Below are 25531 nucleotides of genomic sequence, written 5' to 3' on the forward strand. Positions count from 1 at the left end.
GATTCTCCTTAAATAAGTTGTTCGATGTTGTAATGACCGTTTTCATACCCTTTAACCGATATGATTTCTTCAACTCTGCGTCCTTGCGGTGTTCTTGTGATATGCACCACACAATGAACCGTTTCACCAATTAAAGGTTCAATTTCAGTTGGGGCTGCGGGGTTACGGGTAATTAGTGATTTCAAACGATGAAGTCCTGCAAGACAGTTATTGGCATGCAAAGTGGCAGCACCACCCTCATGACCAGTATTCCAGGCATCGAGTAAATCCAGTGCTTCACTTCCTCTAACTTCACCAACAAGGATTCGGTCTGGCCGCATCCTAAGAGTAGTTTTCAAAAGCTGGGTCATATTGACATCAATAGTGGTGTGATATTGAACGCAGTTCTCAGCGGTGCATTGAATTTCACCAGTATCTTCAATTATGAAGACGCGCTCGGATGGTGAACTACGAACCATTTCATTGATAATGGCGTTCACTAATGTAGTTTTCCCAGAACCCGTGCCACCAATAACTAGAATGTTTCGATGCGCAATAACAGCTTTTTTAATCACTGCACATTGCGCTTCTGTCATAATTTCTGATTTTACGTAGTCGTCCAGTGTAAAAACCGAAATGGCTTTTTTACGAATTGCAAATGTTGGCTTTGAGACCACTGGTGGCAGTTGCCCTGCAAAACGTGATCCATCCAGTGGCAGCTCACCTTCCAGTATCGGATTAAAACGGGTTATTTCCTTACCATGAAAGCCTGCAACAGTTTTAATGATGGATTCAGCACGAGCGTCAGTTATACTACCTATGCAACGCATGGTTTCGCCCAGGCGTTCCTGCCAAAGCTTGCCATCTGCATTGAGCATGATTTCAACGGTTTTTTGATCGTATAACGCATTTTCAATCAAATTGCCTAAATCGCGCCTTAGCTTCTCAATGGCTCGGTCTTTCACAGTTAAGTTTTGTTCTTTTTCTTCTCTCATGCTATTGGTCCGTAAATAGTTCATTGGCTATTGATGATTTTTAAAAGGTTTTATTCCATGTTTGAATTTGCTAATTAACCGATCAACAACGCATTCTTTGTTTTCTCTTTTTCCACTAAACCAACTATCATTTTGCCGTTCACGATTGATACGACGTTGAATTTCATCGCGGTGAACTGGGATTGATTGAGGGGCATCGAAAGCAAGGCGAACTTCACCATCACGATAACCAACTACAGTGCAGTAAACTTCCTCACTGATAACAACTGATTCCCCAATTTTTCTAGTTAAAACCAACATAATTCATCTCCTTTAAGTTATTTAAATAAATAGGCCTTGCACTGCCTGATATTCTCTTCAACCACTTCTTTACTGGCTGGTTGATATTTTTCTGATGTGACATAAAAAGCACTTCGTCTTTTGATATCACGACAAAAGCCAATCATTTGCGGCAGGGTAGGAGGCATTTCGCAATGATCGCGGCAATCAATAATGACTTGATTCAAAATTTCATCACTGAATTGACTTAAGCCCTCCAACCACTCCTTCTTGGCAAACTCCAAAAAACCATCACTCTTAAACTGACTACGCCACAAATGTCCGTAGTAAACTGCAAAGCGGGTAAACAAGTTTTCAATACACTTTTTTCTACTGTCGGTAGCATTGCAGGTTGATGACGTTTGACTGCTGATATTCGTCTTCCCCGGTGATTGCTGTATCTCCTGTTTCTGGGTTCCAGAATGGATCAATGGCTCCGCTCTTAGTATTTGTGCCGCACTTCTCATTCCTTTTCTCCTGCGTTAATTCGATTTTGACTTCATCTTCCCAACATTTTTGAGACAACCAGTTGGCTGGAAATTTCCACGCTGGAACCCATTCGCCATGGGCTTCTTTTGCTTTACGGGCTTTGATTTGGCTATCCAGTGCTTGCAATATGGTTCGCAGTAAATACTCATCGGGATTGATTTGTTGAAAAATTTCAAAAGCACGCTCACGTGACTTTTTCTCTGGGTACATCAGCCAGAAATGGTCGAATTGGTGTAATAAATAAATATAATTATTTTCTTTTATAAGAGGGGTGACGGCTTTTGGGGGTTCCGCTGTGCTGGGTTTTTCTGACGAACCTTTATAAAACCCTTTATTTTCAATAGATTGGTCAGTACAAAATGTGTCGGCTTTCTGTGACTGGTTTGTGACTACTTTATTTTGCGTAAAATAACCCAAAGTAGCCAAATTGCATTTTAAAATTAGCTGCAGATCTTCCGATTGCAAAGTGATTAAACCAACACGCTCCAAAGCTGATAAAGCACGCCTGGCCTGAGGACGAGAAAATTTTTCACCTTTTACACCCTGATGCGGTTGGATATACAGTTCTTCGGCCACGGATTGTAAGCTGATACGTCGTTTAAGACCAACAACCCCTGTTTTAACATCCATATAGGGACGTATTCCTCTTAGATAAGCAAGCTGCTGCGTATGGGGCAACCCATATAACGCCTCAAGCTCCTCACTATTCACCATAAAATCCATAATTGATACACATTCCTGGTTGTTCATATCGTTATTGTTTTTATTATGTGTTATCTTTATTTGAGAGATATCACTTCGTAATTACACGTAATGTGTAATTAACTATGACAATATTGCACAAAATGTAAGTTGTCAATGGATATATTTATTATTTTGAGAAAAAGGTATAACTCAATGATGAACATCAAAGAAAAGATTGGTGAACGAATTTTCCAAGAGCGTCAGGCAAAAGGACTAACCAGAAAAGCTCTTGCAGAGCTTACAGACGACTTAAAGCCCTCCAGGATTAATAACTGGGAAAGAGGCTTAAGAACTCCTGGCCCAGAAGAAATTAAACAATTGGCTTGTGCCTTAGAAGTTGCACCAGGATATTTAATGTGTTTGACAGATGATAAACAGATCAAAAAGGAGTTTCCGTGGCTGGGTGCTTTAGTTCCCTTATTGGATCCGCAACAGGCTTGTAATCCAAAAAAAGTTATTCAAGCAATTAGAGAGGAAAAAGACGAGCATTCCATTTCGTTTATTCCTCTCAGCCCAGAAATCTCTCAGAAGCTGGGAGAAAATGCTTTTGCACTATGTGTAAAAGATGACAGTATGTCTCCTGAGTTAAAAGTGAGTGATGTGTTAATCGTTGATCCGGATCAGGTTATTCGTCCTGGAGGATTGGTTGTTGCTTATAAACAGGTTGATAGCGAGGTTATTGTGCGTCGTTATAAGCAATTATCTACAGTTAATCCAATTCAAGAGTATGAATTAATCTCAGTTAATGAGCATTGGGCATCCATTAGAGTACAACCTAGTTGTGATTTCCAAATTGTTGGGATCGTTATGGGATTGATAAGAGTAGAATTATAATCAGTTTGTAAGTGTATTTGGCTGAGTCTGAGTGCAGGTAACCTATAATTTATGGTTTTATTCCCTGTGATATTTTTAAATTGATAATTACTAAATAATAGAATCTCTTCTATGTTAAAACTCGGGAAACTCCCTTTCTTGAGTGTAACTTAGCTTGCAAATTGTACATGGCTTTCTATGGATTCATATGGTTTTTTAATCTTGAGTAACTCATCAACTCCGCCATAATGAGCAACGTCTATTCTATCTGTCTGTTGGGCAATAAAATTTCCAGTTATTGTTGGGATTTTAAATGGAAAAAAAGCTGGATTATTTAATAAAATATCTAATGATTTGGTATTATCAGGAAAAGCATGAAGGGCAGATTCAAACATTAATATAGTTAAATTTGGATCACTAAAGGATAAAGGTTCATTTTTCTCATAACAGCCGATTGCTTCTGAATCTTTTAATAGCCCCCAGTAAAAAAATGAACGTACAACAAATTGCACATTTCGACTAACAGTCTGTCTATCCCCATATCTTTCAATAAGCCGTGCAATAATTTGTTTCATTGTTACTTTCTCTTGTAAAGCAAATAGACGCCCAGTATGTTGTGCTACATTATGCCAAAATGGATATGAGGATGACAGCATTGCCCAGTGAGCTGCTCCAAATACAAATAATTATTCGAATAGCTTTAGAAATTTTTTATTTGAATAAAATTATTGAAATTAATTAATCTTAATTATATATTGCAATGGTTTTAGGATGTAGGGGTGTTTGAAATGGAGTTTTTAGATTTTTGCAAAGCTATTCAAGAAACCGTTGAAAAATTTAACGAAATTAATGGGGCCTCAGAAAATGGTCTTATTTTAATAGCAGAGTTAGATAAGATAATCAAAAGCAATGAAGATAATGAATCTCTTTGCATGACTAAAGTAACCATTTTATTTGAAGGCTTTTATCGTCATCTTAGTAATGAACTACTTAAAAAGGATTTTCAGGTTCTCAGGGCAAAACGATGGGAGCAGCATTTTGGTACTCCCACAATTACATTTCTACTATCATTCAAAACACAAATTGATCAAACAACAAAATTATTCGATGAACTAATTCCAGAAGTGGGACAACCAATTGAACTTCCGTGGAGTATCTCGAAAATTGATGGATTAAGTATAGATCTTGATAACAACATTGTTACTGATTCAAAAAGTATTACGCGTGTAGAAACCCCACCATCCAGAGAGAGCACTGGTATATTTACAAAAACACATAATCCATTCGGAGGCTTTACTACAACACCCTGTGATCCAGTTTCTCAGCAGTTCATTGAGCATGCAGCTTTATCAGCAAAGAATGGGGGTAAAGTACTGGAAATAGGTGCTGCTTTTGGTGCAGCGACATTAGAAGCGATTGCAAACGGAGCAACAGTTTTTTGTAATGATATTGATCCTGAAAATTTAGCAGTTGTTCGCCAACGTTTCTTGGAAACAACAGAGGAATCCAGTGACTCCTTAACTGGAGATAGCGGTAAGTTGATTCTTGTGCCTGGTGAGTTACCCAATGAGTTAATTGGACTTCCTGAAAAGCATTTCGATGCTATTTTGATTTGTCGCGTATTACATTTTTTTTCAGGCAGCAAAATAGAGGAATCATTAGCCTTATTAGCAAAACTGTTAGCTCCAAAAGGTAAGATATACATCGTTTGTGAAACTCCCTTTTTAAGAAATTGGCAACGTTTTTTACCTGAGTTCAATAGGCGGGTTGAGGATAATGAAGAATGGCCTGGTGAGATTGCTGAACCTGCGAAGTATGAAAGCAGTGGCAGGGCAAGCTCTTTACCTAAATTTGTCCATTGGATCACGAAAGAAGTATTAGATCGGAGTTTAATAAAAGCTGGTTTCTCGGTAGAACACTCCGAGTACATAAACAGAAGTGGACAATTTCCTGAAGATTTATTATTGCCGGAATATGGTAAAGAGAGCATTGGTGCAATTGGGATGATGTGAGTAAAGGATTATGAAACAAAAAATCGGTTGGTATGAGTGGTTTTCTTGTATGCTAAAAGAGTTTGTAGCTGAAATGGCAAAAAAGCCACGGTATGAGATTGTTGATATTTTTGAGTGTAAAAAAACTGGCTTTACAAAAGCAGTAATTAAATTGTCTGAAAGGCATACAAAAGAAAGAAATATCAGCGATATTATTATGGATAATGAATTAATAGAGAATCTGGACACTAAAACTGTTCGGACTTTGACTTATATCGCCACCGTTGAACGATTAAAACCTGATTACTCTATTGTGGTTCAGCATATGACGCCTGAAGTAGATGAGTATTTGCTTGAAATAAAATCAAAATCCAACGCAACTACTATAAAAAAATCCCCTTCTGAACTTTCAAAAAATAAAGATTTAATTGAAAAATTTAATTCATCTGACGCCAATAGAATTGGATATTTAGCAGGTGTAAGAGAGACTGTTAAAGAGTTTCAACTGATTAATAAGGAACAATAATTGTAGTGAGGAGACGTTTTTGAGCAAGGAAGTTTTTGATGCACTAACTCGCAAAAAGCAATATAAATATCCCTATTTGCTACTTGGGTTATATTTAACTTTTTTACTTTCTACGGTATGTTTAGCTAGTAGGATAACTCAAATTGGAACAATGCTAGAGCCAGGAGGTATTTTTGTATTTCCTCTTACCTTTACCATATGTGATATTGTAGGAGAGGTATATGGGTATGCTTACCCAAGGTTATTTATTTGGATTGGAGTACTTGCTGAACTAATTTTTTCTTTAGTAGTAACGGCAGTATCACATATGCCAGCACCAGAATTTCTTACACAATCAATTGCCTATCAGATAGTATTTGACCCCACGTTGAGATATGTAGGCGCAGGGCTTGTTGGTCTCCTAATAGGAGAATTGACTAATATATACTTGCTTTCAAAGTGGAAGATTTTTTTAAAAGGCAGATTTTTTATATTAAGATGTTTGTTATCAACAGCCCTAGGCCAAGCCTTACTTACAATAGTTGTTGATATACTAAATTATTTTGGAAAATTAACTGGCCATAATCTTGGATGGATGATGATTTGTGGTTATCTATGGAAAATGTGTTATGCAATTATTATGGTCTTTCCAGCTTGGCTAGTAGTAAAGTATTTAAAGAAGGTTGAACAGGTTGATCATTATGATATTAATACAGACTTTAACCCCTTTATATTCAGTTTACATGAGGAACAACAACCTGATCAGTATAAAATTAGTACTGAATCCGTGCTTCAATAAGTGTTCCTAGAATATGATCATTAGAGTGATCTAATCTTGTTAATTTAAGACTCCCATCCTCCATATTTTGCCGAAGATAGAGGATATTATTTTCAGAAAATAATCTGTTAAACAAGACGACACCTTCTTTTGATAAATTGACAATTACAAAATCTCTATCTTTTGGATTTTTACCAGAATCAAAAATTAAAAGTGAATTTTTCTGAAATAGAGGCTCCATTGAATCATCAGGCATAATTAAAGCGAAAGAATTTTTTGCAATTTTCTGATTAATTAGTATTTCCTGTTTATCGTGTATTTTATTAGCTTCTAATGGCCAAGTTTTTAAAGAATCCCATTCTATGATGGGTATAGTAGAAATCTGTAAATCTTCTTTAATCACATCAGGAATAACAGCAGGTAGTGTTTCTAGACCAGTTAACTCGTTAACTGAAACTGAAAAGAAATTAGATAGTTCCTCTAATGCTTTTTTACGTGGATTTTTGGTTGAACCACTTAGTATGTGATGAATAGTTGGTTGAGGCAAGCCTGTCAACCGCGCTAATTCACTCACAGAAATATTACCGTGAATTCGCATGAGATGTTGCAAATTATTACTTAACGTCATCGTGGTCATTAAAAATAGTCCAATCAAAATGAATATAATTATTCAAAAAAATGTTGACAAAAATATGTTTCAACATATAAATTAGCATTTATTGAATATATTTATTCAAATAGTTTGCTAAACTACTATTAAATAGAATAATTATCGCCAATATATCATGTTGTTGATTATTCCAGCAAATAAAATAACGGGTAATTTCAATTTTTAATGAATAGGTTAGCTACCGGAAAAGATTTTAAAGGAGTGTTATTTATGGAGATGAATACAAAGTTACAAATTTATAAAGGAATTATTCAATATATTTTGGAGTCTACCAACTACAGTTTACAGAATATTGCGGACCTTTCTAATTCTTCAATAAAAAATATTCGTACAATTTATTGTGATAACGTTGTGCCAACTAATTTTTCTTCCGATATGCAATTAGTGCGTCTATATCAAATGATTCTTGAAATACATATTCAGGAAAAGCAGTTTAAAAAATATTTACCTCTTCCTAAAAGCTTTCGACAAATTAATGTATCAATGGGTGATTTGCAATGAAATGGGTAAAACTAAAATGTTATTACCAGGAAACTATGAGCTCACTGTATTCACCCAGGGTTTGGAGGACATATGAGCATATGTAGCATTTTACCAAGGCTAATCCGTCTTAGAGACGCTCCAACCTATGTAGGTATGGATCGTCATCGATTTAATAAAGATGTAAGGCCAAATCTGGTTGAGATTCCAATGGGGACTCAAGGTATTGCTTTTGATCGACTTGATTTAGATGCCTGGGTAGACGATTATATACAGTGTAGTGGTCGTCCCGCGGCAGTTAAACGTAGGAGTTTGGAGTTATGGGACGAAAAAGAACGCCAGGGCTGCAAAAGCGTGGCAGCGTCTGGTGTATTGACAAAAAGGTCTTCGGACGACGACTTTGCGAAAGCACTGGTACTGACAACCTCGAAGAGGCGGAAAAGTATCTCGCAAGGCGTCTCGAAGAGATAAGACTTGCAACAGTCTACGGTGTTCGCCCAAAAAGAACATTCAAAGAAGCCGCTACTAAATTTCTGATGGAAAATCAACACAAACGCAGTATCAGTGATGATGCTGGCCGTTTGAGAGAAGTGGTTAAGTACATCGGGGATTTGCCTATTGAAGCAATTCATATCGGTAGCTTGCAATCCTTTATTGAAGGTCGAAGAAAGGATAAAGTAAGCACGAGAACTATCAATCATGGTTTGATGATTGTTCGGCGTATATTAAATTTAGCGGCTAGTGAATGGATGGATGAATTCGGTTTAACCTGGTTAAATTCAGCGCCAAAGATAAAACTTTTACCTGAGCCAGATTTAAGGAAACCTTATCCATTAAGTTGGGATGAACAGCACAAGCTGTTTCAGCAGTTACCTGAACATCTGAAAAATATGGCTTTATTTGCCGTAAATACAGGGTGTCGGGATCGCGAAATATGTGAACTGCGCTGGGATTGGGAAATACAAATTCCAGAATTGCCACACATCATCGTTTTTATTGTACCAGGTGAACTGGTCAAAAACGGAGAAGAACGGCTGATTGTTTGTAATGAAACAGCTCGGGAAGTGATAGAAGGGGAGAGAGGTAAACATCCTACTCATGTCTTTACTTTTAAAGGTCGACCATTAAGTCGTATGTTATCGACTGGTTGGCGACAGGCTAGAGAAAAGGCGAAATTGCCTGAAGTAAGAGTGCATGATTTAAAGCATACCTTTGGCAGACGATTGAGAGCTGCAGGGGTAAGTTTTGAAGACAGGCAGGATTTACTTGGGCATCGTTCAGGTAGGATTACAACTCACTATTCTTCAGCTGAGCTGCAAAGTTTATATCAAGCTGCGAATAAGGTTTGTGAGAATCGTAAAAGCGGAGTGATATTAACGTTATTGCGAAACCCAAAGAGTAGACCTGCCAGTCAAAATACTCTAAGGGATAGTAAGGTAAGTTTGTAAGTGCGTGATCTAGGTCACGCAAAAGTCACGCAAGGACTTTTGTACTAAAACAGGTAATCAACGTAACTTATTGATTTTAAAGGTCTAAATTGGTGGGCCCACTAGGACTTGAACCTAGGACCAACGGATTATGAGTCCGCTGCTCTGACCAACTGAGCTATGGGCCCGAAGAGGGGGTCATTTTAAACTTAATTTGCTTAATGTGCTAGTTTTTTTATGATTTTTTTAAGATTTCCCTCTCCCGCTAAGGAGAGGGTAGGGAAGGGTAAAGGGGGCACAAATCCTTTTATCCTTCCTTTTTGTCTCATTAGCCTTCATCGCCTTCTAAGAAGCTTCTCAGTTTCTCTGAGCGAGAGGGGTGGCGCAGTTTGCGGAGCGCTTTGGCTTCGATCTGACGAATTCTTTCGCGAGTTACGTCAAATTGTTTGCCTACTTCTTCCAGAGTATGGTCGGTATTCATTTCGATACCAAAACGCATACGCAGTACCTTGGCTTCTCTTGGTGTTAAGGTTTCCAAGATTTCCAGAGTTGCTTCGCGTAAGCCTTCGGCGGTTGCCATATCGATTGGAGATTCGATGTTGTTGTCTTCAATAAAGTCACCTAAATGCGAATCGTCATCGTCGCCTACTGGAGTTTCCATAGAAATGGGTTCTTTGGCGATTTTTAAAACTTTGCGAATCTTGTCTTCGCTCAATTCCATTTTTTCAGCTAGTTCTTCGGGGGTGGCTTCACGGCCAGTTTCCTGAAGAATTTGTCTGGAAATACGGTTGAGCTTGTTAATTGTTTCGATCATGTGTACCGGAATACGGATGGTACGCGCCTGATCGGCGATGGAACGGGTAATTGCTTGTCTAATCCACCAGGTTGCGTAGGTAGAGAATTTGTAACCACGACGGTATTCAAATTTATCTACTGCTTTCATTAGACCGATATTGCCTTCCTGGATTAAATCAAGGAATTGCAAGCCACGGTTGGTGTATTTTTTCGCGATGGAAATAACCAAACGTAAGTTGGCTTCAACCATTTCTTTTTTGGCGCGGCGTGCTTTGGCTTCGCCAATAGACATTTTACGGTTGATGTCTTTAATTTCCCCAATCGTCAAACCGTATTCTGCTTCGAATGCGACCAAGCGGGATTGGATACGTAAAATATCATCAGTATGTTCCTGGATACGCTCTAGATCGAGTTTTTTGCCGTGTTTGGCAAGAATACCTTTGAGCCATTCCATATCTGTTTCTTGGCCTGGGAAGGTATCAATGAACAGTTTACGTGGGATACGTGCTTTTTCAATACAAAGACGCATAATGCCACGTTCGAATTCTCTGATGTGGTTACGTAATTGGCGGAAATGACGCGTTAAGCGATCGACTTGTCTGGAGGTGAGCTTCAGCTTTAAGAACGATTCAGACATTGCTTCTAAGGCTTTAAGCGCTTTGGCATGTTCTCTACCATTCTCTTTTAAAGTAGCGATTGCCTCTTCAAGCTTAGCACGTAAGTCATCAAAATAAATTTTGGCTTGTTCTGGATTTGGGCCGTCATCGACTTCTCCTATACCGCCTTCGCCATCTTCATCTTCCTCTTCCTCAGAGAGAATCATGTCGTTCATTTGTTGCACTTCGTCCAGCATAGAGCCTATGCTTGCAGCCGGAGCTACTTCATCTTCAACGTCTGAGAAGCCACTAATAATTTCATTGAGGCGAATTTCTTGGGCGATAAATCGCTCATAATCATCAAGCACTAATTGGGCAGTTTCTGGGTAATGTGCCAAAGATTTAAGTACTTGGTAAATACCTTCTTCAATGCGTTTCGCAATGCGGATTTCGCCTTCACGGGTTAACAGTTCTACTGTTCCCATTTCACGCATGTACATGCGGACTGGATCCGTTGTCCGTCCGGTCTCTTTGTCCACAGAGGCAAGTACCATGGCGGCTTCTTCGATATCAGGTACTTCTTCTGTATTAAGCAGAAGTGCCAATTCATCATCACCAGGGGGTAACTCAAATACTTTGATGTTCATGCCTTCCAGCATACTGATAATGACATCAAAATGTTCTGTATCAACTATGTTAGGCAAAAGGTCATTAATTTGGCTGTAAGTCAAGTAACCCTGCTCTTTTCCCAAGCTAATCACTTTGGTTATCTGTGAGCTTTGCTGTTCTTGATCGTTTATGGTCATAGGCACTTCTCTAGGGACAATTAGAAACAATCCTAAAAAACAAGCGAATCGTACAGAATTTAAAGCACAAGCTAAAAATGATTGCTTCTTTAGGATTACAAAATCTTATAATTATAAACCGGGAGTTTGTAACATACTAGTAGTTTTTTACTGCTTTTTTTAGAACGTCCTGTTTATGAGGTTTTGACTCATTCTTCGCAAGACCCCTTCCATCACATTTTATACAAAATGCTCAATAAAATCTATAATTACAAATGTCGATGGATGAATTGCTTACGCTTATGGTGTATTTGAGGGCAACATGAAAGAAAGACCCCAACATTTTATAGAACAAATTGATCAAGCCTATAACAGTGTAAAAAATATAAAAAAAGGATACGTTTGGGAGGGATCTAGCGATTATAGTTTTGAATATGCAGAAGGTGTGCAATTAGATACCGAGCAACTTATTAAAGAAGCAGCCCTTAAACGAGATATTACGGTATTAGATATTGGAACATCGAATGGTGCATTCATTACTGCACATGATACAGCGATAAATAAAGGCCTTAAATATAAGCATCAAGTGACGGTGTACGGCATTTCCGCAACTGATGAACGTTCTCCTGTTGGCAATCTCATTCCTAATGAAAAATATCTTACCGGCAATGCAGAATATTTAGAAGCTCCAGGGTATGGGGCATTTAAACCGATTGCTACGCAACAATTCGATTATATTTTTTCTAGCAAAACATTCATGCACCTGGTTGATCCAGTTGCTGCAATCGTTCAGGCTTACAATAAGCTTAAAGCAGATGGTGTCTTAGTTATCGATGCATTTACCCTCAAAGGCTGCGCAGGTCGATTGCAAGATATTGTGACGCATCTACGTAAAGAAGGTCATTGCATTGCCGTATCGTTAAATGATCAATCGGGAGCGATAGAGCAGTTTTGCATAAAAAAAACAAATAAAACGCTTGAATTTCCTCTTGAATATGATGAAAAGGAGCTTAGATATTTACTATCTCCTAAGTTAGCAAAAGATACGCGCAGCAACCTTGAAAAAATCGCTACGGCGCGAACTCTTCTTGACAATCTCTTAGAATATTCAGGATTGGCTTTATATAAAGAATTTAATTCCCTTGAGACACTTTTGAAAAGCCCGAACTATCTCAAGCTGACTCATGAGCAACAGGAGTATTGTATTTTATATGTTGTTGCAAAAGAATTAAGTACCGATATGTCACACGCACATAAATCTCAATTAGGGGCAACGAGTACTCTTTTTGCAAGTCATTTCATCTCATTACAAAAAATTCTTAATTTAAAACGATTATGTTATAACAAGGCCCGTGAAGGAGAGCGTATTCTTGCTGGCGATTTGCACGGTGTGGGTGTGAGTAATATCTTAATTAATAACGATAATACACCACTAACCATTCGCTTAAATTTGATCCGTTTAGCAGCCTGTCGAAAATTGTTACGCATGGATCTGGAAAATTTTGCTGAGAATGCAAAGGCTTTTACGCAGATGGGTATCCAGCCCAGTAAAGTTGATTCTTATCAAGATTTAAGTCTTTTTAGTAAAATACGTGACATCTTATTGCAGCCTCGAACAGCGCAACCTATGAATGTGGTTGTTGGCAGAAAGTTTACTGAACATTCGCAATTACCTGAATTAAGCCTTTATTTTAATGAGACACTTAATTTTATGTCGAGCAGTCAAAATAAAGATTATGTGTGTCATCTGCTGCAAATAAAGCTTAATACCTCCTATGATTTCACTAAAGTTGAATATGTGAATCATAATGGCCATTATTTTTTCAAGCTTCTTGCAGAAAGTAATTATTCGGGAGATATGCCACAAGAATTTGTAATTCCTGCTTCCCAATTCCTTGCTGTTATGAATCTGGCATACAGTACAGTACATCGACAAGAGATGGAGTTAGAAAAATTACCGCTTATTTTTGATTCCTCCACTTTAGTTACCTACTTAAATGATCATCTAGGAAGTACGGGTATTTCCGTTTTGGATCATTTAGAAGAGCATTTTAGGTTAGAAGAAATAAGTGCCACTGAGGATCCCGATTGTTTTAAAATTCGCATCACAAGTAGCATGGGTGGCGCACAAGAAATTTCGATTTCCAAAAAAGAAATGTCTGAATTAATTCTGCAGCAGCAAGGTGCTGCATTGGAGTTAAGGCATCATTAGGCACTCCGTCATTTCTGTATGTTTGGTAATTCACTGACAAAGCAAAATAAAAGTAGGCTGGGCTGTTAAGCCCAGCATGTAACAAGCAGCAAAATATTTTTTCTTAGGAGCTATTTCGGGGCGTGAGAAAGAGTTCTACAAACGCTAGGCTTAGCCAACCTTTCTACCTGATTTTTGAGGTTCAATATAGAATGTGAATGTTTCAAATATGCCGCTCTTTTAACATCTCTTGTAGCTTTATTTTTTCCGCTTCGTCCAATCCTTGTTGGCGTGATTTATTAATCAATTGCCGTATGGTTAATTCACGATTTTGTTTTTGCAAGAAGAAGATAATATCAATGAATTCTTTGACTAACTCTTGTTCCGGCACCAGATGGTCCCAGGCTGCAAGTTTGTTCATAGAATCAAAATAAGCATGATTACGCCACAGTTCAATCAGCGTTGCCGTAGTTGCTTGCGGATTTGTTGCCAGCTGCTGTAATACACTGAGTAAAATTTCATGCTCTTGAGCGTCAAGGAGTTCTAGATTGATTTGCTGTTTAATTTGCGTATAAATTTCCGGGTGTTGTAAGAGGAGGGCTACGGCAATACGCATTGGTGTACGCGCAATGCTCATGGTCTGTTCTTGCTGGGGTGCTTTCACCTCCTCCGTAATCAGCTGGTTTAAACGATGGGTTTCGATATGAGTTAAACGCGCCAGATCTTCGATGAGGAGTTGTTTGTATGAGCCTTCATCCATTTTTTGTAAGAATGGCTTGGCTAAATTAATAAGTTGCGTTTTGCCTGCGGGGCGAAGCAGATTGAGATCTTTGGCCAGGTTGTCAAAAAGAAAGCGGTGCAAGGGCGTGGCTTGCTTGAGTCGATTTAAAAAATTGTCTTTCCCTTCTTCGCGAACCAAACTGTCTGGATCATGCCCATCGGGCAAAAACATAAAACTGGCATCCAGCCCTAAATTCAAATGCGGTAAGCTGCTTTCAAGAGCACGCCATGCCGCTTGCCTTCCGGCATTGTCGCCATCAAAACAGAAAATCAGTGCTTTGGTGTGTTTGGCAAGAAGTTGAATGTGATAGGTGCTGGTCGCTGTACCTAAGGTTGCTACCGCATTCATCACCCCATGTTGGGCTAATGCAATCACGTCCATATAACCTTCAACCACAATGACGTATTCTACTGTTTTTTGTTGACTTAGAATCTGATGTAAACCATACAATTCTCTACTTTTCTGAAAAATGACGGTTTCAGGTGAATTAAGGTATTTGGGTTTTTGCTCTTTATCCAGTACGCGTCCGCCAAAACCTATAATGCGTCCATGGCGGTCATGAATAGGGAACATGACACGGTTACGGTAGCGATCATAGATTTTTCCATCGTCATTTTTAATCAACATCCCAGTTGCAAGTAGTTCACGTTGATTTCGGGGAAATGCTTTTTCAAGATGGTGCCATCCTTCGTTTGCATAACCTAGCTGATAGAGTTTGGCGATTTCTCCACTTAAGCCTCTGCCTCGTAAATAATCAATGGCAGCTTGCCCTTCATGTCTTAATTTTTTTTGATAATAAAGGCATACGTCTGACAAGAGTTTATAAAGGTCCTGTGATGAATTATTTTTCTCCGTCTGTTTGTCTCGAGGAATTGTTAAACCCACACGGGCGGCCAGGGTTTCAATTGCATCAACAAACCCTTGATTCAGGTAGTTCATGACAAAGCTGATGGCATTTCCTGAGGCGCCACAACCAAAGCAGTGATAAAACTGCTTTTTCGCAACGACATTAAATGAAGGAGATTTTTCATTATGAAAAGGACAGCAGGCAATATGACTGTTCCCTCGTTTTTTCAAGGGAACATAGCTGTCAATTAGTTCAACCAGATCCGTGCGGTGGAGAAGATCGTCAATGAATGGCTGCGGGATTAAGCCAGACATATTGATCCTTAACTTAGCTTGGCCTTAATCATGGCACTGACTTGAGCCATATCAGCTCGGCCTTGCAAGCTGGGCTTTAAGAGTGCCATGACTTTACCCATATCTGCCATTTTTTCAGCGCCAGTTGAGGCAATGGCATCTTGAACCATGTTCTCAATTTCTGCAGCTGATAAAGGCTCAGGTAAGTATTTTTTAAGAATATCGAGCTCAAATTGTTCCTGAGCAACCAGATCCTCGCGACTGGCTTTTTCGTATTGCGCGATGGATTCTTTACGTTGTTTGCTCATTTTATCCAAAATCACCAACATGCGCTCATCATCTACTTCAATACGCTCATCCACTTCAACTTGTTTTACAGCAGCAGTAATTAAACGAAGTGTGGACAATAGTTCTTTATCTTTCGCACGCATTGCATCTTTAACATCATTATTGAGACGTTCTTTAATAGTCATTTCTTATTCCTTAAAAATCCAATGAGCAGCTCGGCCCTAATGTAAGCAACCTCTTCTCTACCTGAGTTTCGGAAGAAGTCTAATATGCTCTAAAAAGCGAAAGGCCACTAAATACGACATCATACTCATCAATTAAATTGTGACTATGCGAAGTACATGTGGCCTAGTAAAAATACAGGACGGACAGAATCCTATTTACGTCGGCGTTTGCCGCCTTGTTGTTTTGCTGTCATATCACGAGAAATTTTCTTCAGATGACGTTTTACCGCAGCAGCTTGCTTGCGTTTACGCTCAGCAGTTGGCTTTTCATAAAATTCACGACGGCGTAATTCGGTTAAAATACCGGCTTTTTCACAAGAGCGCTTAAAACGACGCAATGCGTATTCTGGGTTTTCGCCTTCTTTGACGCGAACGGTAGGCATTAAACTAGTCCTCTGGTTATTTGATCTTAATAGGTGGGCAATTCTAGTGCTAGTTGAAGCCCCCGTCAAGTTTTAATAGCGAAAATTTTATTTTTAAAATTGTCGCATGAATGGAGGTAAAGCCGTAACCGGGTTTTCCAGACCTGAACGAATTCCATAACCCTGGGGTTGTGCTGCGCTTCACCCAGGTCACATGATGTATGGTACAATTACTGAATTTTTTTATCAGGCTCTTTTTATGTTGATTTTAGGCATTGAATCTTCTTGTGATGAAACTGGAGTAGCGATTTATGATTCAGATGCGGGTTTGTTAGCACATGCCTTGCATTCGCAAATTGATACCCATCGTGTACATGGTGGTGTAGTGCCTGAACTTGCCTCGCGGGATCATATTAATTATTTAATTCCTTTGCTCGATGAAGTGTTACAACAGACAGGGCTCGATAAAAAAGCACTAGATGGGATTGCTTATACAGCAGGACCAGGTCTCATTGGTGCATTACTTGTTGGTTCTTGCTTTGCCAAAAGCTTGGCATATGCATTACAAATTCCTGCGTTGGCCATTCATCATTTGGAAGCACATCTTTTGGCTGCGAAAATGGAAACCCCCTCACTTCAATTCCCCTTTATCGCACTTTTGGTATCCGGTGGTCATTGCCAATTGGTTGAAGTCAAAGATTTGGGAGAATACCACATACTCGGGGATACTCTTGATGATGCAGTAGGTGAAGCGTTTGATAAAACGGCTAAATTAATGGGAATACCTTATCCAGGAGGGCCAGTGCTCGCAGCCCTTGCGGATCAATGCGAGTCAACTCCATATCGTTTCCCACGTCCTATGACGGATCGCCCTGGTCTTGATTTTAGTTTCAGTGGTTTGAAAACATTTTCCTTAAACACATGGAATCAAAGCACAAAAGATGAGCGTGCACGCGCTGAAATTGCCAAGGCTTTTCAGCAAGCAGTGGTTGATACCTTAATGATCAAATGCAAACGTGCGGTACAAGAATCTGGGTGTAAGCAATTGGTGGTTGCAGGTGGCGTGGGGGCGAATAAAGCGCTGCGTTCAGGTTTACGTGCATGGATTGAAAGTATTGGCGGCACGATTTATTTTCCAGCTTTAGAATATTGTACCGATAATGGGGCGATGATTGCTTATGCTGGATGTTTGCGGATGTTACGAGGAGAAAAGGACTTGAGCCCTAGTGTTGAAGTTAAGGCAAGATGGCCTTTGGCTTAATTCATTGCCTATCTTTCCTAATTGAGTTCATCCTTTTTCTATGCTTATGGACGAACTCCAATTAGGTGATTTATCATTCTTCTTTAGGTTTCTTGGTTTTTGTTTTGGAAACAGTGGGTTTTTTAGCTGTTTTAGTTTTCGTCTCTGGTGCTTCAGTCTTTTTACTGACTGTTTTCGTGGTTTTAGCTGTTTTTGTAGTTTTAGGCTTAGGCACTATGGTTTCAGTGATTATAGTGGTTTCTACTATGTCAATTTCTACTTTGGGAACAGATGTTTCTGCTTTTTTTGGGGGAGGCGCAGCTTCTTGAGAGCCATTCTCCATAATTTCTTCAATTACTGTTTTCTTTAGTTTGATTTTTGGTTCTTTTTTATCAATAAGGCGCACAATATTTTCTTTATGTTTGTAGAGAACTAAGATGGCCATGATGAATATGGGGGGAAAAATATCCAAACGCTGGATGAGTAACAGCGAATAGAATGGAGAAAAACCAATAGCGGTGATGGATGCTAAAGAGGAATAGCGAGAGAATTTAGCGACCAATAACCATGTTGCGGCGACTAAAATACCTACAAGAAAATGAAATCCTAAGAGCGCTCCTATTGCTGTCGCAACTCCTTTTCCGCCTTTAAAGTCAAAGAAAAAAGGGTACATATGGCCGATAACTGCTGCTAGAGCAGTAAATCCGACTGTAGCTGGTTCGGCATCCAGGGCTTTGGCGATGAGTACTGGAATGGTCCCTTTGAGTAAATCGGTCACCATAACTAATGCTGCGTATTTTTTTCCCGCAAGTCGCAATACATTAGTCGCACCAGGATTCTTTGAGCCTTCACTACGAGGGTCAGGCAAAGCAAACGTTTTGCTGATAATGACTGCAGAGCAGATAGATCCCATTAGATAAGCAAGAACTACCAAGAAAATGAATAATATCACCGATTACTCCTTGTTCGGAAAGTAACTTTATTATCAATTAATCTTTATTTGCAAGCAAGTGGCTGCATATATTTCGTAGCCTGGGTTCCGCTTCGCCGCACCCAGGCTACAATTTATCATCGCTACAAATACAGGGCTTGCAAGTCATTGGTGTAACGTCTGCCAAACGCAGTTACTTGCCAGTGGGTGTCGGTTAGGGTAATAAGCTTTTTATTTGCTGCCATTTTGAGTTTGGGGAGCAAATGACTAAGCGACAATCCCGTCGTTTGCTTAAAGAGTGCTAAGGGAATGGCTTGTTCTAAACGTGTCGTGTTGAGCATAAATTCAAAAAGAAGATCCGCGGCTTCTACTGTTTCTATGCTGGCTAAAAAGGGTTTGTCTGCATCGAGGTATTCTTTAGGCTGACGATGTTTGCGGGTTCTTTGTATTCCATTTACGGTAGTGATCTTCCCGTGTGCTCCTGCTCCTATGCCCAAGTAGTCGCCAAATAACCAGTAATTCAAATTGTGTCGCGCTTGTCGGTGGGGTTGAGCAAAAGCAGAAATTTCATAACGTTCAAAACCAGATTCTTTAAGTAAGGCGAGTCCTTCTTCCTCAAGCAACCATGCTTCATCTTCGGAAGGTAATGGCGGTTTTTCTTTGTAAAATACTGTATTAGGTTCTATGGTTAATTGGTACCAAGACAAATGTTCGGGTTGATGCGCAATTGCTGCGCGTAAATCGTCAACTCCTTGCGCGACACTTTGTTTGGGCAAACCATGCATGATGTCTAGATTTAAATTGTTAAAACCAGCATTACGTGCCGATTCGATAGCACGATGAGCTTGTTGGGCATCATGGATACGGCCCAGAGCATGTAGATGCTCAGGATTGAAGCTTTGAATTCCCAAAGAAAGTCGATTGATACCAATGTGTCGGTATTCGGTAAAACGTTGTTGTTCTACTGTACCTGGGTTGGCTTCCATCGTGATTTCAATGTCTTTGGCAAAGGGCAAAAGACGTTTCAATTCGGTGAATAAAGTGTCATAGGCTTGAGCAGAAAACAGGCTTGGAGTGCCGCCACCAATGAAAATAGAGCAAATTTCGCGAGTTTCAAAGTGTTGTAAATCTGTTTTTAAGTCAGCGATAAGCGCTTGCACATAATTTTGTTCAGGCAAAGTGTCAGGACTTTTATGGGAATTGAAGTCACAATAAGGGCATTTACGGATGCACCATGGAATGTGAATGTACAACGATAAAGGGATCATTACTCTATTTATACTGGCTTGTTTGGGAATGCAATAGTATCATGTTGCGAGTTTTGTAACAAAAAAAGTAACCATGCATTGAGCTTTCTTCTCGTTGCATAAGAGAGAATTTGCATCGTTTACCTAAAAAAATAAGAGGAAATCACATGGGAAATAAACGAGTTAGAGTCGCTGTTACTGGGGCAGCTGGACAAATTGGTTATGCATTATTGTTTCGTATTGCTTCTGGACAAATGTTTGGTGCAAACACTGAAGTGGAATTAAACCTGCTTGAGCTTGAAGCCGCACTTCCTTCTCTAGAAGGGGTTGCTATGGAGCTAGACGATTGTGCCTTTCCTTTATTGAAGCGTGTGGTTTGTACTGCAGACATGAATAAGGCAATGGACGGAGTAAACTGGGCATTATTAGTCGGCTCTGTGCCACGTAAACAAGGTATGGAACGCGCTGATTTATTACAAATTAACGGTGGGATATTTACCAAACAAGGTCAGGCAATTAATGATTATGCAAGTGATGATGTGCGCGCCTTTGTAGTCGGTAATCCTTGCAACACAAACTGCTTGATTGCAATGCATCATGCCAAAGATATACCTAATGATCGTTTTTATGCCATGACTACTTTGGATGAATTAAGATCACGTACTCAATTGGCTAAAAAAGCGGGTGTTGATATTACGGCAGTCACTCAAATGACTATTTGGGGGAACCATTCTTCAACTCAATATCCTGATTTTTATAATGCAAAAATCAATGGAGTTTCTGCAGCTCAAGTGATTGACGAGTCTTGGTTGAAAGATACTTTTGTTTCTACGGTACAACAGCGGGGTGCTGCAGTAATTAAAGCACGAGGTTCTTCTTCTGCTGCTTCTGCGGCTAATGCCATTATTACCGGTGTGAACCATTTGGTTAATGATACTCCGGCTGGTGAGTCATTCTCTATGTGTCGTAGCTCTCAAGGCGAGTATGGTGTGGATGAAGGCTTGATCTTCTCCTTCCCTTGCCGTCGCGAACACGGAGAATTAAGCGTAGTTGAAGGGATATCCTTTAATGATTACGGTCGTGACATGTTTGACAAAACATTGAATGAACTAAGACAAGAGCGTGATACTGTTAAGTCTTTAGGTTTGTTAGATTAGGGATAATTTTTTCCTTATCTTAAAAGAAATAGAGACTTTTGAATCCCTTCTCCCCAAGGGGAGAAGGTGCCCGTAGGGCAGATGAGGGTATGGATTTACCAAGGCTTGTTAGGTTGTTGGGGGCTTAAAGGTTCATCGTTCGCAAAGGAAGGGGATTCTTGACGATTTTGATATTCATCACTTTGGTATATTTGAAAAATATTGACCTTATCCAAAACATCTTTGGCTGCTGCATTACGCAATAATATAGGAACTGAGCGCCCACTATTAGATAGTATTTCATTGAACCTCTGAATAAATTGTTCTACTTGCGCAAACGAAAAGTGATCTTTTTGAATCGACGGAGGTAAGTAATGGTGGACAATTGCTTTAGCTATTTGTTTATCAGTTAGGTGAAAACTCAAGCGAGTATTTAAAATTTCGTTGAAGTTCTCTTTAGATTTCATAATCAAGCGAGATAAAAACTTGGGATCTTTTTCTAAATGAGCTCTTAGCCGTGGACTAAATCCAAGCTGCTCGCTATGGTCAATTAACATACTCGTTTGTTTGTTAATCTCATCGTGAGGAAACGCTTCTCCAGATACGGCAGTTAACCAATCGATGAGCTCATGGTCTTCCTGCATATTCAGTGTACTAAATTGGAACATTGATGTACCAGACAGAAATTTATCCCAATTTGGATACGGCATTTTATGTTGTTCAGCTAATGAGTCGGCCGCCCTTTTTATGGAATCAAAATTGACTCGCCACTTTTCGAACTGGGGTACTGCTGCTCCCAGCGCCTTGATGAGTGCGATAAAAGATCCTTTGTCTTTAGGCAGGTAATTTTCAACAGCTTCCTTTAGACGCTGAATTTCAGAGAAAGCACCATACTTCCCATCTCTATTGGGTACCAAATAAAATAGGGGGTCCAATGCTTTTTTCAGGTCAGAAAAAGGGTCATCCATAGCTTCATCCTCAACAGGAACAGGCCCTTCTTTAAAAATAGTTTATAAAAAAGAAAATGCCAAACATTTTTACATAATGTGGTTAATAAAGTGTGATTTTGCAAAAAAAGCTCTTAAAATCAGGGTTTTTTGGGTGCGGTGCAACATTAATGTCGCTTAAATGAACATGCAATATCAGACATTTGGTTGCTTGATTCAAAGTAATGTGGCGTGATTATTTAGAGTAATTCTGATACAATAAGTCGATTATTTTCCGCAAAACAGGTGTGCAATATGCAGTCTTTCAAAGTAAGCTGTGTCATTATTATTGCCATTGTCTTTTGGGCTTCAGCATTCGTTGGGATACGCATTGGTTTAGTCGGCTATACTCCTGGAGCGCTTGCTCTTTTACGATTTATCGTTGCGTCATTGTGTATGTTCGTCATCTACTACAGTTTGGGTATTAAAAAACGCGTGGTGTGGAAGGATCGTGTTCAATTGCTTCTTGCTGGGATGGCTGGTATAGGCATTTATAATATTTGTTTGAATTATGGCGAGTTGAGTGTCTCTGCAGGTGTAGCCAGTTTTGTTATTGGTTTAATGCCGGTATTGACCGTACTTTTATCGCTGATTTTTTTACGTGAAAAACTGACTCTTGGTGTTTGGTTTGGCATCTTTATTAGTATCTTGGGTCTGGCTTTATTGGCGATTGGCGAGAGTTCAGAGCCAGGAATGCAACAAGGGATTATGGCCATTTTGGTTTCTGCATTAATGGGGGCGATCTTAACAATTATCCAAAAGCAATTTGTGAGCGTCTATCATCCTGTTGCAATCATTGCTTGGGTTATGTGGGGTGGCACTTTACTATTAGCCATATTTTTGCCTGACATGCTCCAGCAAATTCGCATTGCAGACATGCAAACGACAGCAGCCGTTATTTACATGGGTATTTTCCCTGCAGCACTTGCTTATTTAGCATGGGGTTATGCGTTAAAATATTTATCTGCTTCGAGTGCATCCATCACGCTTTATGCGCTTCCCATCGTATCGACCCTAATGGGCGTTCTTTTGTTAGATGAACAACCTTCGGTATACTCACTTGTGGGATGCAGTATTACTTTATTAGGTGCTTTTATTGCCAATCACTTCCAGGTACGTCCAGTTCGTGCTCATAAAGAACAGCTTTCTATTTCTAATTGAGCCTATAGTTAGATTCTGAACCTTGATCGTCATGGCAAGTGTAGACTGGGCTGTTAAACCCTGCGTCTGTGAATTAATTCGTACTCTCCACAATTCCATTATGAAGCCCAATTGACACGTATCTTCTCTATGATTTTCTAAGAAAAAACTACTTCAGCCCATTGTTACATGCTGGGTTTAGCAGCGCAGACTACAAGTTTCTTGTTTATTCTCTCTGTGAAAAGATGCAAACAGGAGTTATACTTTTACCTTTCGTTTTGATGTCCCTTTGTGAGAAAACTCATGGAATTGAGAATTGATAACACTCCATTTAAAGCTTTATTTCAGCCTTTAGACTTAGGTTTTACCCAATTAAAAAATCGTTTGTTAATGGGATCTATGCACACTGGCCTCGAAGAGGATAAGGACAGTTTAAATCGTTTGGCACAATTTTATCGAGAACGAGCGCTTGGTGGCGTTGGATTAATCACAACAGGTGGCTTTGCACCGGATCGCGCTGGGCGTTTAGCTCCTTTTGCCGCCAAATTGACGAACAGTAAAGAACAACATCGCCATGAATTAATCACCCATACAGTGCATGAGGCGGGAGGCAAAATTATTTTGCAAGCGCTGCATGCAGGCCGTTATGGTTATCATCCTTTTATTGTTGCGCCCAGTGGTATCAAATCACCTATTAGTCCTTTTAAACCTTGGGTCATGAGTCAACATCGTATTAAAAAAACCATTAAACACTTCGCGCGTTGCGCGCGCCTTGCTCAGTTGGCGGGTTACGATGGTATTGAAATCATGGGGAGTGAAGGATATTTACTTAACCAGTTTATCGTCACGCACACCAACCAGCGTCAGGATGAATGGGGAGGTAGTTATGAAAATCGTATCCGTTTTCCTATTGAGATAGTTCGTAGTGTGCGTGAAGCAGTTGGCGAGAAATTTATTATCATTTTTCGTTTGTCCATGCTTGATTTGATTGCGGATGGCAGCAGTTGGGATGAAGTAGTGATTCTTGCTAAAGCGATAGAAGAGGCGGGGGCTACGCTCATTAATACCGGCATTGGTTGGCATGAAGCGCGAATTCCAACTATAGCGACTATGGTTCCTACAGCAGCATTTACTCATCTCACACAACATTTAAAGCCGGAAGTTAAAATTCCTGTAATCACCTCAAATCGTATCAATACACCTGAAATAGCCAACGAATTAATCGAGTCGGGGGTAGCGGATATGGTGTCGATGGCCAGACCCTTTTTGGCCGATCCATTATTTGCTGAGAAAGCTAAAAAAGGTGAAAGCGAAGCGATTAACGTGTGTATTGCCTGCAATCAGGCATGTCTTGACCGGGTTTTTGTAAATAAAACTGCTTCGTGCTTAGTGAATCCGCGTGCATGTAACGAAACGGAATTGATTTATGAGGTTACGGCAAAACCCAAGTCCATTGCCGTTGTGGGATCGGGGCCTGCGGGACTTGCTTTTGCGGCAGTCGCCGCAGAGCGCGGGCATCAAGTGACCTTATTTGAAAAAAATGAGCAGATTGGTGGACAATTTAATTTGGCAAAACGAATTCCTGGCAAGGAAATTTTTCAACACACGCTAGACTATTTTAATTATCAGCTACAGAAATTTAAGGTGACTATTCGTTTAAATACCCAGGCAACGGTGGAGCAATTACACGATTTTGATGAGATTGTTTTAGCCAGTGGAATTAAACCCCGCATTCCTATGATTCATGGGATTGATCATCCGAAAGTAGCGAGCTATATCGATGTGATTACGGGCAAAAAAGAAGTAGGTCAACGCGTAGCAATTATTGGTGCTGGTGGGATTGGTTTTGATGTGGCTGAATTTTTAACGCACCAACACCCAGTCCCTAAAGAACAGTTTTACAACGAATGGGGTATTGATATTTATGGAAAATTTCGTGGAGGAATTAAACCGCCTGAAATTACTCCAAGCCCGCGCGAAGTCTATTTGTTACAACGTAAAAAAGAAAAAATGGGCAAACGCTTGGGCAAAACAACAGGGTGGATTCATCGCTCCAGTTTAAAGCATAAACAAGTCAAAATGATTTCAGGGGTACAGTATGATGCGATTGATGATGAAGGTCTGCATGTACATATCGATGAAAAGCCACAGGTGCTCTCCGTAGATACTGTGGTAATTTGTGCTGGACAAGTCGAATTGTCTGAATTATTCACTCCGTTAAAAGAAGCAGGCAAAGCAGTGCATTTAGTGGGTGGGGCTTATAAAGCTTTAGAACTGGATGCGCGCCATGCGATTGATCAGGCATGTCGTTTGGCGGCTTTGATTTGATGAAAACCCTTTTATTGTAGCCTGGGTCCAGCGCAGCGTAACCCGGGATTTGAAAAATTCATTCAGATCCAAAAAACCCGGGTTACGCTGCGCCACACCCAGGCTATAAATTCCCCGATTACGCGGGTGTCCTTTGATAATTTCATAAATATCGTGCATTATTTTGTTTATT

24 protein-coding genes and 1 tRNA gene are annotated in these 25531 nt (G+C 39.7%); 11 read left to right on the top strand and 14 right to left on the bottom strand.

What is annotated here, in order from left to right; all coding sequences use genetic code 11:
• Positions 1–8: 8 nt before the first annotated feature.
• From trbB to Lste_RS15055, 4 genes are read right to left on the bottom strand one after another with little or no spacing between them, the layout of a single operon-like run.
• On the bottom strand, positions 9–974 hold the full coding sequence (trbB, locus tag Lste_RS15040) for a P-type conjugative transfer ATPase TrbB (RefSeq protein WP_058511822.1): 966 nt from the start codon (positions 972–974) through the stop codon (positions 9–11).
• 27 nt (positions 975–1001) lie between these two features.
• On the bottom strand, positions 1002–1274 hold the full coding sequence (locus tag Lste_RS15045; RefSeq protein ID WP_042234461.1) for a carbon storage regulator: 273 nt from the start codon (positions 1272–1274) through the stop codon (positions 1002–1004).
• Positions 1275–1291: 17 nt separating this feature from the next.
• A complete protein-coding gene (locus tag Lste_RS15050) occupies positions 1292–1603 on the bottom strand; it encodes a hypothetical protein (protein ID WP_058511823.1) in 312 nt (103 codons plus the stop codon).
• A 19-nt stretch (positions 1604–1622) separates the two neighbouring features.
• Entirely contained in the window at positions 1623–2504 is an 882-nt protein-coding gene (locus Lste_RS15055; RefSeq protein ID WP_058511824.1) for a hypothetical protein, read from the bottom strand.
• 174 nt (positions 2505–2678) lie between these two features.
• Between Lste_RS15055 and Lste_RS15060 the strand changes: the two genes are divergently transcribed.
• On the top strand, positions 2679–3359 hold the full coding sequence (locus tag Lste_RS15060) for a LexA family protein (RefSeq protein ID WP_058511825.1): 681 nt from the start codon (positions 2679–2681) through the stop codon (positions 3357–3359).
• 149 nt (positions 3360–3508) lie between these two features.
• Here the strand turns inward: Lste_RS15060 and Lste_RS15065 are convergent, their stop codons facing one another.
• Positions 3509–3913: a hypothetical protein gene (locus Lste_RS15065; RefSeq protein WP_157070774.1), complete on the bottom strand. Its 405-nt coding sequence runs from the start codon at positions 3911–3913 to the stop codon at positions 3509–3511.
• Between the two features lie 213 nt (positions 3914–4126).
• Between Lste_RS15065 and Lste_RS15070 the strand changes: the two genes are divergently transcribed.
• The 3 genes from Lste_RS15070 to Lste_RS15080 are packed head-to-tail and all read left to right on the top strand — an operon-like array spanning position 4127 to position 6633.
• A complete protein-coding gene (locus Lste_RS15070; RefSeq protein WP_058512452.1) occupies positions 4127–5350 on the top strand; it encodes a class I SAM-dependent methyltransferase in 1224 nt (407 codons plus the stop codon).
• 10 nt (positions 5351–5360) lie between these two features.
• Positions 5361–5855: a hypothetical protein gene (locus Lste_RS15075; RefSeq protein ID WP_058511827.1), complete on the top strand. Its 495-nt coding sequence runs from the start codon at positions 5361–5363 to the stop codon at positions 5853–5855.
• Between the two features lie 19 nt (positions 5856–5874).
• Positions 5875–6633, top strand: a complete 759-nt coding sequence (locus Lste_RS15080) for a queuosine precursor transporter (RefSeq protein WP_058511828.1) — start codon at positions 5875–5877, stop codon at positions 6631–6633.
• Here Lste_RS15080 and Lste_RS15085 read toward each other — a convergent pair.
• Positions 6608–7249 carry a LexA family protein gene (locus Lste_RS15085; RefSeq protein ID WP_058511829.1) on the bottom strand — a complete coding sequence of 214 codons (642 nt, stop codon included), beginning with the start codon at positions 7247–7249 and terminating at the stop codon, positions 6608–6610. The two genes, Lste_RS15080 and Lste_RS15085, sit on opposite strands and share 26 nt — an antisense overlap.
• 243 nt (positions 7250–7492) lie before the next feature.
• Between Lste_RS15085 and Lste_RS15090 the strand changes: the two genes are divergently transcribed.
• Together Lste_RS15090 and Lste_RS15100 are read left to right on the top strand one after the other, a co-directional pair.
• Positions 7493–7783, top strand: coding sequence for a hypothetical protein (locus Lste_RS15090; protein ID WP_058511830.1), 291 nt, complete (start codon positions 7493–7495; stop codon positions 7781–7783).
• Between the two features lie 299 nt (positions 7784–8082).
• Positions 8083–9210 carry a tyrosine-type recombinase/integrase gene (locus tag Lste_RS15100; RefSeq protein ID WP_237760507.1) on the top strand — a complete coding sequence of 376 codons (1128 nt, stop codon included), beginning with the start codon at positions 8083–8085 and terminating at the stop codon, positions 9208–9210.
• Positions 9211–9300: 90 nt separating this feature from the next.
• On the opposite strand, the gene Lste_RS15105 is transcribed toward Lste_RS15100, so the two are convergent.
• Positions 9301–9377: transfer RNA gene (locus Lste_RS15105), tRNA-Ile, on the bottom strand.
• A 140-nt stretch (positions 9378–9517) separates the two neighbouring features.
• Positions 9518–11386, bottom strand: coding sequence for an RNA polymerase sigma factor RpoD (gene rpoD / locus Lste_RS15110; protein ID WP_058511833.1), 1869 nt, complete (start codon positions 11384–11386; stop codon positions 9518–9520).
• A gap of 301 nt (positions 11387–11687) precedes the next feature.
• Between rpoD and Lste_RS15115 the strand changes: the two genes are divergently transcribed.
• Positions 11688–13577, top strand: a complete 1890-nt coding sequence (locus Lste_RS15115; RefSeq protein ID WP_058511834.1) for a class I SAM-dependent methyltransferase — start codon at positions 11688–11690, stop codon at positions 13575–13577.
• A gap of 202 nt (positions 13578–13779) precedes the next feature.
• Here the strand turns inward: Lste_RS15115 and dnaG are convergent, their stop codons facing one another.
• The 3 genes from dnaG to rpsU form a co-directional block, all read right to left on the bottom strand.
• The gene (gene dnaG, locus Lste_RS15120) at positions 13780–15498 is read right to left on the bottom strand and encodes a DNA primase (protein WP_058511835.1); all 1719 of its coding nucleotides are present in this window, start codon (positions 15496–15498) and stop codon (positions 13780–13782) included.
• Between the two features lie 8 nt (positions 15499–15506).
• Positions 15507–15950: a GatB/YqeY domain-containing protein gene (locus Lste_RS15125; protein WP_058511836.1), complete on the bottom strand. Its 444-nt coding sequence runs from the start codon at positions 15948–15950 to the stop codon at positions 15507–15509.
• Between the two features lie 191 nt (positions 15951–16141).
• Positions 16142–16372 (bottom strand): 30S ribosomal protein S21, encoded by a 231-nt coding sequence (gene rpsU / locus Lste_RS15130; RefSeq protein WP_010652681.1) that lies wholly within the window; start codon positions 16370–16372, stop codon positions 16142–16144.
• 238 nt (positions 16373–16610) lie between these two features.
• Here rpsU and tsaD point away from each other — a divergent pair, with 238 nt between their 5' ends.
• Positions 16611–17612: a tRNA (adenosine(37)-N6)-threonylcarbamoyltransferase complex transferase subunit TsaD gene (gene tsaD / locus Lste_RS15135; protein ID WP_058512453.1), complete on the top strand. Its 1002-nt coding sequence runs from the start codon at positions 16611–16613 to the stop codon at positions 17610–17612.
• 73 nt (positions 17613–17685) lie between these two features.
• Here the strand turns inward: tsaD and plsY are convergent, their stop codons facing one another.
• Both plsY and hemW read right to left on the bottom strand, forming a co-directional pair.
• Positions 17686–18543, bottom strand: coding sequence for a glycerol-3-phosphate 1-O-acyltransferase PlsY (gene plsY, locus Lste_RS15140; protein ID WP_058511837.1), 858 nt, complete (start codon positions 18541–18543; stop codon positions 17686–17688).
• A gap of 122 nt (positions 18544–18665) precedes the next feature.
• Positions 18666–19790: a radical SAM family heme chaperone HemW gene (gene hemW, locus Lste_RS15145; RefSeq protein WP_058511838.1), complete on the bottom strand. Its 1125-nt coding sequence runs from the start codon at positions 19788–19790 to the stop codon at positions 18666–18668.
• Positions 19791–19936: 146 nt separating this feature from the next.
• On the opposite strand from hemW, the gene Lste_RS15150 reads away from it, so the two are divergent.
• Positions 19937–20926: a malate dehydrogenase gene (locus Lste_RS15150; protein WP_058511839.1), complete on the top strand. Its 990-nt coding sequence runs from the start codon at positions 19937–19939 to the stop codon at positions 20924–20926.
• Positions 20927–21021: 95 nt separating this feature from the next.
• Here Lste_RS15150 and Lste_RS15155 read toward each other — a convergent pair whose 3' ends face one another.
• Positions 21022–21873, bottom strand: coding sequence for a hypothetical protein (locus tag Lste_RS15155; protein WP_058511840.1), 852 nt, complete (start codon positions 21871–21873; stop codon positions 21022–21024).
• A 273-nt stretch (positions 21874–22146) separates the two neighbouring features.
• On the opposite strand from Lste_RS15155, the gene Lste_RS15160 reads away from it, so the two are divergent.
• Positions 22147–23052: a DMT family transporter gene (locus Lste_RS15160; protein WP_058511841.1), complete on the top strand. Its 906-nt coding sequence runs from the start codon at positions 22147–22149 to the stop codon at positions 23050–23052.
• Positions 23053–23334: 282 nt separating this feature from the next.
• Positions 23335–25359 (top strand): NADPH-dependent 2,4-dienoyl-CoA reductase, encoded by a 2025-nt coding sequence (locus Lste_RS15165; RefSeq protein WP_058511842.1) that lies wholly within the window; start codon positions 23335–23337, stop codon positions 25357–25359.
• The last annotated feature ends 172 nt before the right edge of the window (positions 25360–25531 follow it).

Origin of the sequence: Legionella steelei, assembly GCF_001468005.1 — a bacterium.
GTDB lineage: Bacteria > Pseudomonadota > Gammaproteobacteria > Legionellales > Legionellaceae > Legionella > Legionella steelei.